At 70.2% G+C, this 11,281-nt stretch carries 9 protein-coding genes and 2 pseudogenes; 3 read left to right on the top strand and 8 right to left on the bottom strand.

Annotation, left to right across the window (positions count from 1 at the left end):
* Positions 1–240, top strand: a pseudogene (locus tag ACIBIW_RS36650) (LysR family transcriptional regulator); the annotation flags it as partial.
* 81 nt (positions 241–321) lie between these two features.
* Here the strand turns inward: ACIBIW_RS36650 and ACIBIW_RS36645 are convergent.
* The 6 genes and pseudogenes from ACIBIW_RS36645 to ACIBIW_RS36620 all read right to left on the bottom strand — a co-directional run bounded on the left by ACIBIW_RS36645 (position 322) and on the right by ACIBIW_RS36620 (position 6,775).
* The gene (locus tag ACIBIW_RS36645) at positions 322–1,395 is read right to left on the bottom strand and encodes a protein kinase family protein (protein ID WP_399342867.1); all 1,074 of its coding nucleotides are present in this window, start codon (positions 1,393–1,395) and stop codon (positions 322–324) included.
* Positions 1,396–2,377: 982 nt separating this feature from the next.
* Entirely contained in the window at positions 2,378–2,935 is a 558-nt protein-coding gene (gene tpg, locus ACIBIW_RS36640; RefSeq protein WP_399342866.1) for a telomere-protecting terminal protein Tpg, read from the bottom strand.
* Between the two features lie 12 nt (positions 2,936–2,947).
* Positions 2,948–4,243 (bottom strand): annotated as a pseudogene (locus ACIBIW_RS36635) (transcriptional regulator); the annotation flags it as partial.
* 136 nt (positions 4,244–4,379) lie between these two features.
* Positions 4,380–4,745, bottom strand: a complete 366-nt coding sequence (locus ACIBIW_RS36630; RefSeq protein ID WP_399342863.1) for a VOC family protein — start codon at positions 4,743–4,745, stop codon at positions 4,380–4,382.
* Between the two features lie 282 nt (positions 4,746–5,027).
* Positions 5,028–5,711, bottom strand: coding sequence for an alpha/beta fold hydrolase (locus ACIBIW_RS36625; protein ID WP_399342862.1), 684 nt, complete (start codon positions 5,709–5,711; stop codon positions 5,028–5,030).
* A gap of 188 nt (positions 5,712–5,899) precedes the next feature.
* Positions 5,900–6,775, bottom strand: a complete 876-nt coding sequence (locus ACIBIW_RS36620) for a hypothetical protein (RefSeq protein WP_399342859.1) — start codon at positions 6,773–6,775, stop codon at positions 5,900–5,902.
* Positions 6,776–6,946: 171 nt separating this feature from the next.
* On the opposite strand from ACIBIW_RS36620, the gene ACIBIW_RS36615 reads away from it, so the two are divergent.
* Positions 6,947–8,218, top strand: coding sequence for an MFS transporter (locus tag ACIBIW_RS36615; protein ID WP_399342858.1), 1,272 nt, complete (start codon positions 6,947–6,949; stop codon positions 8,216–8,218).
* Between the two features lie 28 nt (positions 8,219–8,246).
* Here ACIBIW_RS36615 and ACIBIW_RS36610 read toward each other — a convergent pair whose 3' ends face one another.
* Positions 8,247–8,900: a TetR/AcrR family transcriptional regulator gene (locus ACIBIW_RS36610; RefSeq protein ID WP_399342854.1), complete on the bottom strand. Its 654-nt coding sequence runs from the start codon at positions 8,898–8,900 to the stop codon at positions 8,247–8,249.
* A 140-nt stretch (positions 8,901–9,040) separates the two neighbouring features.
* Between ACIBIW_RS36610 and ACIBIW_RS36605 the strand changes: the two genes are divergently transcribed.
* Complete coding sequence (locus ACIBIW_RS36605) at positions 9,041–10,003, top strand: alpha/beta hydrolase (RefSeq protein WP_399342852.1); 963 nt, start codon at positions 9,041–9,043, stop codon at positions 10,001–10,003.
* Positions 10,004–10,060: 57 nt separating this feature from the next.
* Here the strand turns inward: ACIBIW_RS36605 and ACIBIW_RS36600 are convergent, their stop codons facing one another.
* Positions 10,061–10,957 (bottom strand): bifunctional 5,10-methylenetetrahydrofolate dehydrogenase/5,10-methenyltetrahydrofolate cyclohydrolase, encoded by an 897-nt coding sequence (locus ACIBIW_RS36600; RefSeq protein WP_399342851.1) that lies wholly within the window; start codon positions 10,955–10,957, stop codon positions 10,061–10,063.
* Positions 10,958–11,281 lie beyond the last annotated feature (324 nt).

Genomic DNA, 11,281 nt, shown 5'->3' with positions numbered 1-11,281 from the left:
GATGTCTCCAGTGCGGGGCTGCGGGTCCTGCGGCAGATCGCGGAGTCCGGCAGCTTCACCGCGGCCGCCGTCCGCCTGGGCTACACGCAGTCGGCGGTCTCGCGGCAGGCGGCCTCACTGGAGCGCGGTGCGGGAGCCGCGCTGTTCGAGCGCCGTTCCGACGGGGTACGGCTCACCGCCGCGGGCCTGGTCATGCTGCGGCACGCCCGCACGATCCTCAGCTCGCTCGACACAGCAGACGGCGGCCGGTACCAACCGGGGAGGCGAGGCATCGGCCGCTGCCGACGAGCCGGCGGCGGGCCGGGCTGCCCAGGGGTGCCCTCACGCACTGCCGAGGTGGCGGACCGCCTCCAGCGGGTACGGTGTCCGCCTGCTCCGCAGCCGGAAGCTGCGGTTGAAGTCGGAGACCACCGCAGCGAGCGGGGCATGCCGGGACAGGACCGCCGCCGCCTCCCGCGGGATACCCGCCGGACGCTCACCGTCCGCATAAGCCCGAACCCGCGCCAGACGGCCCTCCCCGTCCTGCCTCCGGTACCCGTACAAAGCAGTGACCAGCCAGTTGACAAGATACGTCAGGGTGTAACAGCGGTCGTAGAGCTGATGCCCGGCGAAGAAACCGGCCTCCTCCGGTGCCATGTCGAAACCACGGGAGAGAGCAAGGCCGTAGTCCGCGAGGTAGAGACGACGGCCATCGGTCAGGAAGTTCTCGAAATGCGCGTCGAAATGCACGAGACCGCGCTCCCGCAGAAACGACGTCACACCCGCCAGCTCGCCGTCCACCATGACACACGCACGGTCGACAGCCTCCTCCCCCGCCCCGACCTGCACACCCAGCCACTCATGCAGGTTCTGCGGGAAGTACTCCAGGAACAGCACGACACTCGCCGACGACTGCTGCAGGGTCTCGATCCTGCGGCGCACCTGCGCCAGCCCGCCCCAATAGGCGACAGCAGCACCGACATCGGCCAGCTCCTCGGCCAGCGGCACCGAACCCGGCAGCACCCTCCAGTGATACATCAGCGGAAAACCCTCATAATCCCCCGCCAGCACCCAGCCAGTCGTCATCGTATGGACCGCCAGCTCCCGCCAGGCCCCGAAACCCGGCCAGCCGACCGCACCCACCCCGTAGTGACAGAAAGCCGGCAGACCGAACAGATCCGCCGTAGACCCCTCGTGCCCGGGCTCCCTCTCCAGATCCGTCAACGGCACCCGCTTCACAAAGACCTCAGTCCCCGCCACCCTCAGCACAGCCGACGAGCCACCAATACCGGACCCGACCGGCACCGCCCTATCCAGGAGGCCGAGCAAGGCGTCCTCATCAAGCGACGACAACACCCCGGAAACACCCGCATGAGCAGCCAGCCGCGCCCCCCGCGACACAACACCAGCCACCACCACACCCCCTCCCCCTGCTCCCGTTCACCGCCCACCATCCTCCACCACCCACCACCCACCACCACAAGACGAAGGCCCAGGGGCGTCGGCCGTGGAACCCGGCCGACAGCCACACACAACACCCCTACCGCACCAATCTGCCAAAAACCGGCAAAAGCCAGCAAACACGATAGAAGGTGGCGAGGGCCGGTGAGGGCCCGTCAGCAGCGAGCGGCTGTCTGGAGGAGAAAACCCCGCCGGAAACCGACACCGAAGCACCGCGCCACCATCCAGCCCCCAGCCCGCAGACCCACACCACGGCGCAGACGCCGAAGAGCGTGGCCAGACCGGGAGACAGCCGCACGGCACAATCGGCGGGCAGGCAGCAGGGGAAGCCGAAGCACCGGCCACAACAGGGCGAGAGCCAGGAGCAGTCAGATGACCGGCGCTCTCACAGGCGGCCGGATCCCACAGCTCAGTTCGCCAGAGTCCCCTGGTAAAGGTGCAACCGCCGACCCTCGTCCGTCAGCCGCCACACAGAGAGCTTCTCCGCGCCCGGCGCCCCCGGTTACCGGAGAAGTACGTCAGATGAACGAGACCTGGGGCAAGGACGGTCCCTGACATCTCGCCGGCCCTGACCGGGCAGTCCACAGACACCGTACCGGCACCCGTCACCGCGAGGACGGACTCAGCGTCCCACCGGCGCCCCAAGGCTCCGGTCTCCGTGAACCCCCGGCCCAAAAACTCCAGGACCCGGGCCGGACACGCACGCACCACAGGATCAAGAAGCCGCAACGCGCCACCGACAGCCGCCCGGACAGCCCCGGCACTCCCCTCCGCCACGCGGCAACCCCACGAACCCCGGACCCGGCCTGACAGCGAAATACCCGCGCCCCCCCACGCCGGAGCAACCACCGCCCAGGCGCACAAGCAGGACCCCGTGCTCCGGACAGGAAACCCCTCCCCGGCGATCCGCCTCTGCCGGAAACGGCGGAGAAGGTCGTCACAGGCCGAACTCCAGGTGCTCGATGTCCGTGAAACGGACCTCCTCCAGGCTGCCAGCGCGCCGGCCGCCGTCCTGGAAGTACACCTCCCTCAGCGACTCCGCGGCGATCTCCCGCAGTTCACGCTCGCCGGCACCCGCCTCACGCCCGTCGAAGAGACGGGCGGCGTAGACGGGCGGCAGGGCGACCGTCAGATGCCGGACACGGTCCTGGTCCGTCGACCCGACAGGCGCCGTATAGCCCATACGGGCACGGGTGTCGATGACAATGCCGTCCGTCGACGCCGCCCGCTCCCGGGCCCTGGCCCGCACCCGCGGCTGCCACCGCCTCCTGACCTCACGCTCCAGACGGGCCGCCAGCGCGGCACGCGGCCTCCTCGCCCTGCCCGCCACATACCGCTCCACCTGCCGCTGCGACACCCCCAGCAGCTCAGCCACCGGCCCCGTACCCTTCAACCGCCCGACCAGAAACCGCATCTGCGCGCCCGCCGCCCTCGGCACCGGGCAGGTGAACGCCCCGCGCACAGCAGCGTCCAGGCCCTCCCCAACCAAGCCCACCCGGCCCCCTCCCTACTCTCCGCTGTCGGCGTCGGTGACGGTGCCGTCCTTGATGTAGCGGGCGAGGTTGAGGCACGGCGCACCGAAGCGTTCGCGGACCTCCTCGCCCCACAGGACGGACTGGGTGCCCTCGTGCTTGACGAGGCCCGGATTGACGCCGAGCCTGAAGCCGCCCGGCAGCGGCCTGCCCTCCCGGTAGGGCAGGAGGTCCAACGGGCTTTCACCGGCCGACGCGTAGACGACGCGGTCGGACAGCACCGCCACCGGGTACTGCCCCGTGAACGCCGCATGCCTGACCATCTTCCGGTGAAGATTGACCCGGGTACGGGAAATGACCGCCGCACGGATATCCGGCCGCCACGTCGGACGCGACAGCGCACGCCACGCCTCCCCCGGCCGCCACCCCTCCCCCCGCGCGGACGCTCCCGCAGCTTCCCCAGACCGCCCTTCACCGTCGCCTTCACCGCCGACACCACCACCGCCAGCACCGGATCACGACTCCCGTAACCCTCCATCGCCGCAAGGAAGTCGGACGACGCGAGGCCGGAGCCGACGCCGAGGTCGGCCATCGTGGCCAGATAGGCGTCCCGCAGGCGGCTGTACCAGCCATCCAGGTAACGCCCGCTCTCCCGCCGCACCCACGCATCCACAGGGCGCACCTCATAACCCAGCTCCACCGCATAGGCGACCGTAGGCGTCGCATACCACGCCGGACCGGCCGGGCGCTCGCCCTTCGGCGTGAACGCAGACGGCAGCAGACCGCCGTCCAGCTCCACCCACTCCCTGCCCGCCCGCATCCGCGACAGGTCCACGTGCGACAAGTCCACCAGCCAGGAGCCGGGAAGCACCGGATGGCCGTCGGGAGCCTCACACGGCGCCGGATCAACCGGCTCCCTGCCCAGACTCCCCGGATTACGCTCAGAATGCCGCCTGCCGTCAGCATCCGGCTCCGACGCCCGGGGCGGCGGATGCAACGCAGTCATCAGCTCCAGACCCGTCACAGCCGTCGAACCACACGGCGTCATCACCCGCGAGGCATACACACCCAGCACACGAGCCAGTTCGGCCGCAGAGAACTGCGCGGCACCGCCCCAGTGCCGGACATCCAACGCACGCCACGACGGAATACACAACTGCACACACCCGCTCCGAACCCTCCACAGGACGATAGATCCGCGCCCACGGGCCGAACCCCCGCCTGGTCAACCGCCAACCCGCACGGACCAACTGCCCCACAACCCCATGCCCCCCCGAAAGACACCCAGCAAACCACTCCCCCTCCCCCAGAGTGACGGGACGACCAAAGCGCCCAGTTGGCCAAGGAGACCGGCCCTCGCCACCAGCTGAATGTCACTCGCGCTCAGAAGCTGTGTCAGGACCGCCGATCTGTGACGTCTCGGGAGGGGTGGACGGCGATCTCGTAGACCCAACCATTCGTCGTCGATTACTCGGTCGATGGAGGAACAAACAAGCAGAACTCATTACCTTCCGGATCAGCGAGTACAACCCAACGGAAACCGTGTTCAGCCTGTTCCCCGGCAAGCTGTCGAGCCCCGAGCCGTTCGAGTCGGTCGACCTCAGCGGCCAAATCGGCAGTGCCGAAGTCAAGGTCGAGATGCATCCGGTTCTTGCCGCCCTTCCGCTCCGGAACCTTCTGCAAGAGCAGCGTCGGCGCCGAAGCAGGCCCAGTGATGCTGAGGTAGGGAGGTGCGTCGAAGGCACGCCGGTACTCCAGCGGCGCGAGCGCAGCGAGCCAAAACTCCGATTGCGCTTCGGTGTTGATACAATCCAGCGTCACGACAATCTGCATGGCCAGACGCTAGGATACCCGCGCCCGTCGGCACGACCGAATTTCAGCAGCGGCGCATAAAGGCGCAGCCCCGATCCACGTGACACCGCCTGCGGCGGACAGTGCCTCACACCGCGCTCGGAAATCAGGATTCTCACGCGATACCAGACTGTGACCGCACCGTCCGCAGGTTTCTTCAGCTCTACTCGAACTCGCTCTCGAACTCGCCTCCCCATACCGGGCCCAGCGAATCCTTTCACCAGGCACGTTACGAACCATGAGATCAGAAACACGCACTCAGCGTCACGCGCTCATGTCGGCCTGCGGAAGCGCTCCCAGGACTGCGGCCAGGCGGTCCGGGGCGAGCCGGGCGATGTTGTGGCCGACCGGGATCTCGTGTACTCGCCAGGCCGGGTCGTGGCGCAGTCGTTCGGTCACGGTCACGAAAGGGCTGCCGGGCCACGGGCCACCGCTGATGAACGTGCGGTCGACCGCGTGTCCGTGGCCGTTCCGGAGCCTGAGGGACTGGAGGAAACTTGCCAGGGGGTGTGGTCGTGCGCGCGGGTCCGTGCCGCTGGGGGCCGCGACCCAGCGGCCGTCGCCGTGGGCGCCGGTCATGAACAGGTTCCGGAACTGGTCGCTGGTCAGGGACCAGCAGGAATCGCCGTCCTCCGGGACGTAGGCGTCGATGAAGACGAGGTGGGCGAGGCGGTCACCGAGGCGGTCCGCGACTCCGGCGATCACCAGCCCGGCGTAGCTGTGCCCGCACAGGGCGAGGGGGCCCTCGGCGTCGCGGTCGACCATCTCGGCCACCTGGTCGATGTGGGTGTCGAGATTGGGCGGCGGGTCCATGTCTGCCGGGCCGTCCGGCTCCAGTCCCGCCAGCGTCACCGCCTCTACGCGGTGGCCGTTGCGGCGCAGTTCGGCCGCCACCGCGTCGAACACCCACCCGCCTTGCCAACCACCCGGCACCAGAATGAACTTCACCGCGTCATCGTAAGTGAAGCACTATCTCGTGTATCTGTGACGGTACGTCATGGTTGTTCCGGGCGGCGCGCGCTTCCCGTGTACCGGTTTGCGTGTGTCGGGGTGTGTGTCCTTCGTACGGTCCTGGGCCCCGGCGGGCCGCGGTACGTGCCCCCCCGTTGTCGGCTGCGGCCGCCGTCCGACGGCTTTCAGGCCCGTGGGGGTGCCAACCACCGTTCTGCGCGGGTTTGTTTGTGGGGGTCTTCGGAGCGGCGGGCTTGCGCCAGCAGTCGGGCACGTAGTGGCGCGGGGAGGTCGGCGACGTCGCTCCTCTGGTGTGGGCGGGTCTTCCAGCCCACCAGATGTCGTACGGCCCCGGCGTCGTGGCGCTCCTCGGCTCGTGGGTCGGTCAGCCCGGCGAGCAGGTCGGTGATCGGCACCCTGCCGAGCAGCTCGCCCGGCACGCCCTCGTGGAGGGGGTAGCCGGAGCAGCGTCCGGTGCCGGAGCCGTTCCAGGCGAGCAAGGCCAGTACACGATCCACCGGGTCGGGGAACGCCAGCCGCAGGTCGTCCGTGAGGTCCGTGAGCAATTCGGGGGTAGGTCTGCTGCCTGTGCGGGAGAGGTCGAGGAGTTGGTCGGCGGTGCCCTCCAGTCCGGCGGGCATCGCGGCCAGCCAGGTCCGCTCGTCCTCGGCTCCTTGCTCCGCCCGCTGCCGGTCGGCGTCGAACTGCCGCAGGGGGTCGGGCATACCGTGCCCGTTCAGCCATGCCAGGAGCTGGTGGCCATCGGCGAGTACGGCGTCGCTCTCCCACCGCTCCCATCTCAGTGTCGCCCCGTGGTGCAGGACAACGTCCGCAAGCCGCCCACCGTCCTGGCCGAACACCGCGAAGTGGACGTCTCCGAGGCACATGCAGTGCACCCCGGGCAGCGACTCCACGGCCATGGCCGCCCTGAGCCGGGCCAGCTCCCCCGGATCACGGAGGTCCACCCGGATCCGGCCGTCCACCCCTGACCCGCTCACCGCGCTCACCTCGACCACGTGTGCCTGCCGCAGCACGCTGTCCAGCGCCGTCGTCCCGTCCATGCGTCGCCCCTCCCCGTCCGGGTCGCACACACCCGGCCCGCCCGATTCCACCGCAGCCCCGTAACGCCCTGCAACCCGTTACTGCCTGTCCCTCGGTCGATATTGGCGCGCGCCGGTCCCGCCCTCTCGGTTAGTGTCCCCTCGCCGTCTGCGGAGGATTGGACCGCTTGGATGAGACACACCAATGTGCGGGCCTTAGTCCGTGACCGCCGCTACCGGATGTTCTGGCTCGGGCAAGCCACCAGCACGCTCGGCAATCAGCTCACCGTCGTCGTCCTGCCGGCGCTCGTCGTGCCCGGCAGGGGTGCCGGCACGTTCGGTCTGCTGCTCGCCGTCGAGTCCACCGTCATGGGTGTGCTGCTCCTCCTCGGAGGTGTCGTCGCCGACCGCTGCTCGCGCAGCCTGGTGATGGCAGTAGCCGACGTCTTCCGCCTCGTCGGCGTCGGCGGCTTCATGCTCCTCGCCTCGCGCGGGCCCCTCGCGCCGCTGCTCGTCGCCGCGGCTCTGACCGGCGCCGGTGCGGCGCTGTACGAGCCGGCCCACCGCGCCGCGCTGTCCCAGGTTGTCAGGGAGGACCTGCGGCAGCAGGCCAACGCCGTCGACGCCGCCACCAGACGGCTGGGCGGACTGGTCGGCTCACTGCTGGCCGGTGTGCTGCTCTCGGGCGTCTCGCCGCCCAGGACACTCCTGGTCGACCTGACCACCTTCGTCATCAGCCTGGTGACGCTGGTGTGGCTGCGGCTGCCGCGTGTCAAAACCGAGCGGGGAGAGGAGCAGGAGCAGCAGGGGTTGCGGGCCGTGTTCGCCGAGGCCAAGTCGGGGCTGGTCGAGGTGCGGCGCCGTCCGTGGGTGGGGGCGGTGATGCTCCAGGGCACGGCCCAGGTGTTCTTCCTGTTCGGTCCGAACTTCGTGCTGGTGCCCATGGTCAGCCAGCAGCGCTACGGTCTGGGGGCGTTCGGCTGGGTGAGCGCCGCGACGTTCGTCGGCTCGCTGCTCGGGTCGGTGGCCGGCGGCAGGATCGCTTCCGGGCGCCCGGGCCTGTGGGCCATGAACGCACTGGCGCCATGTGTGCTGACACCGGTGTGCCTGATGGTCGAGGTTCCGTTGTGGGGCTTCTGCCTGGGGCTGGCGGCCGGTTCGCTCGGTGTCGGCTGCTTCATGGTGCTGTGGTACAGCTCGCTGCAAAGCGAGTTCCCCGACCGGCTACAGGGCCGGGTGTTTGCGCTGGAGGCACTGGCAAGCTTCGGTCTTCAGCCTGTCGCGTTGGCTGCCGCTCCCCTGCTTGTCGCCCTGATGGGGATCACGCCGTTCGCGATCGTGGCGGTGGTGGTCCTGGTGACGTCCACCTATGTCGTTCTCATCGTCCCAGGGGTCGTCCCACTCGCCTCGCCCGCGGCGGTCAAGGACCGCCTCGACCGGGCCGCGGTGACCGCCCTCTCGTGACGTGCGTTCACTCCAGGGCCCGGCATCCTCAGGGGAGTTGGGTCTCGATGTGGGTGAGTTGGGTGGTGAGGAGTTCTTCGAACGTGGTGCGGCGGTCTGCCCCCAGGGGGCGTACGTCGCGGGCGAAGTGGGCCAGGGCGGGGAAGCGTTCGGGGGCGGCGCCGAGGACCGCGACGCGGAACTGCTCCATGCCCTGTTCGTACTCCTGGGCGGTGATGGTGGCGATCGCCGCCTCGGAGGCGATCAGCGCGGCGAGGAGGACCGTGACGCGGTGGTAGTGCGCCGGGATCTCCTCGTCGGGCAGTCCTGACTCCCGCAGGGCCTGGAGGAGTTCCTCCATCACCAGCCGGGAGCCGGTGCCGCCGGACGCGTAACGCCCCCACACCCCGGCGAGTTGGGGCTGTTCGCCGAAGGCCGCGCGCAGGCGCAGGGCCACGGCCGTGATCCGCCGCTTCCAGTCGCCCTCGGGGCGGTAGCCGTCCATGGCGGCCAGCAGGACCCGGTCGGCGACCGCGCGCAGCAGTTCCGTCTTGTTGCGGAAGTGCCGGTAGAGGCTTGAGGAGTCCGTCCCGAGCGCCGCCGCGAGTCTGCGCACACTGAACGACTCGGTGTCGCCCGTGCGCAGCAGTTCCGCCGCCGTGTCCAGGATCTCCTCGGTCGACCATCGCCTCCGGCCCGTCATCCCGCTCCTCTCGTCCCGCCCCACCCTAACCTATGCACTTGCTGTTGCACGCACTGCGTGCATAATGAGGACAACGCGAGTGCGGCGTATGGCCGCCATGAGCACGCGCCCGGTGTCCGGGCGGGAGGGGGAGAAGAGAGATGAGCGAGGCCACTGCCGCGGAGCGGCCGCGGGAGCCGGACTTCTCGGCGATCACGACCGAGGAACTGGCCGCGTACCGCGACGCGGAGAACCGCTTCCGTGCCTCCCACGCGGCGCGCGCGGTCCTCGGGGAACCGCACCCCGGCGCCGTCGTCGACTGGCAGGAGATCGCGCTGCCCGGCCGCGACCTGCCGGTCAGGGTGTACCGGCCGGGCCCGGCGGAAGGCGGTGGGGACGTGGCCCCGGACGGTCTGCCCCTCGTCGTCCATGTCCACGGTGGCAGCTTCGTGGGTACGGCGGTGCAGTGCGACTGGACCAACAGCCACCTCGCCGTCGGGCTTCCGGCGCTCGTCGTCTCGGTCGAGCACCGTCTCCTCGCCCCGGACCGCCCCCTCGCCGACGCCGCCGACGACGGCTGGGACGTACTCGACCACCTGGTGCGCCATGCCGCACAGTGGGGCGCCGACCCGGCCCGCACCGCCGTCTTCGGCGAGAGCTGCGGCGCGCTGATCAGCGCCCTGGCCGCACTCCGCGCCCGGGACACCGGCCTCCGTCTCAGGGCGCAGGTGCTCGTCAACCCGGCGGTCGACGTGACCGGGAGCATGTTCGACTACCCGTCGATCGCCGAGTACGCCCACGGCTCGCCCCCGGCCATGCCGCAACTGCGGCTCTTCCAGCGCCTCGCCGTGCCCGCGGGGGACGACGGGGCCGCCCTCTCGCCGCTGTACGCCGACGAGTTGGGCGGCCTCGCACCGGCGCTCGTCGTGGTGCCCACGCACGACCCGGTCGCCGACCACGGCCGCCGCTACGCGCAACGGCTGCGCGCGGCGGGAACGCCTGTACAGCTGTCCGAATACCCGGGCGCCCGGCACGCGTTCCTCACGCTTCCCGGTGTGGAACCGCAGGCCGAGGCCGCCCAGGCAGAGATCCTCCGCTTCCTCCGCACGGCCCTGACGGTGTGACAGCAGAGCCCCTGCGGGGCATGAACTTGCCTCAGAGACACGTGCCCTGACTGTGCGTCATGCGGGCTCGAAGGCTTTCGGGGGTGAGTGCCGTGCGAGGGCGGTCTCTGGGGCTACGTCCCCGTCGGCGGCCTTGAGGGTGTTGGTGAGGAGCATGGCGATGGTCATGGGTCCTACGCCGCCGGGGACGGGGGTGATGCGGGCGGCGATGCCGTGGAGTTCGGTGGCGCGTACGTCTCCGGTGAGGCCGTGGGGTGTGCGGTGGATGCCGACGTCGATGACGGTGGTGCCTGGGCTGATGTGTTCGGGGCCGATGAGTGCGGGGACGCCGGTGGCGACGACGACGATGTCGGCGGGGCGTGTCACGGCGGCGAGGTCGGTGGTGTGCGCGTGGGCGACGGTGACGGTGGCCCCGCGGTGCAGCAGGAGGGAGGTGAGGGGGCGGCCGACGAGCTGTCCCCAGCCGACCACGGCCACCCGCGCACCCCGCAGCCCGACGCCCTCCGCGTCCAGCAGTTCGATGACACCGCTGGGTGTGCAGGGGCGCAGCCCGCGTTCACCCCTGGCCAGGAGGCCCGTGCTGGCGGTGGTGAGGCCGTCGACGTCCTTGGCTGCGGGGATACGGTCGATGAGCGGGGCGGCGTCGAGCGGTGCGGGGAGGGGGAGTTGGAGGAGGATGCCGTGGACGTCCGGGTCGGCGGCCAGTTCGTCGATGACCGCGGCGACGGCGGACTGTGTGGCGTGGTGAGGCAGGCGGCGGTGGAAGTCGCGCATTCCGGCGTCGCGGATGGCGCGGCGTTTGGCGGCGACGTAGACGGCGCTGGCCGGATCGTCGCCCACCAGGATGGTCGCGAGGCCGGGCACGTGTCCGTGGGCCGATGTCTCGGCGACCCGCTCGGCGACCCGGGAGCGTATGCGGCGCGCGATGTCCGCGCCTTTGATGGTGTGTGTCATGGTGGCGAACCGCTTTCTTCCTGCGGACGATTCGCCCGGGAGAGGACCGTGTACGGGTACCGCGGCCGGGCATGGCCACGGTGTACGGCGCCGGAGCGGGGCGGCGGGGAGCACCGGGCGGGGTGTTCTCCGGGCCCCGCCGCCCTGGTGTGGTTTCCTCCGGCACGCGACAAGAGCACCTGTCCCTGTTCCGGGCGGCTTCCCTGTCGAGGTGTGGGGCGAGCTGTGTGTCAGGTGAAGACGATGGTGTGGTTGCCGTTGCGGATGACGCGGTCTTCGGCGTGCCAGAGGACGGCGCGGGAGAGGACGGCGCGTTCGACGTCG

Source organism: Streptomyces sp. NPDC050560 (assembly GCF_044457285.1).
Classification (GTDB): Bacteria; Actinomycetota; Actinomycetes; order Streptomycetales; family Streptomycetaceae; genus Streptomyces.
This window is presented reverse-complemented; position numbering and strand designations above follow the sequence as displayed.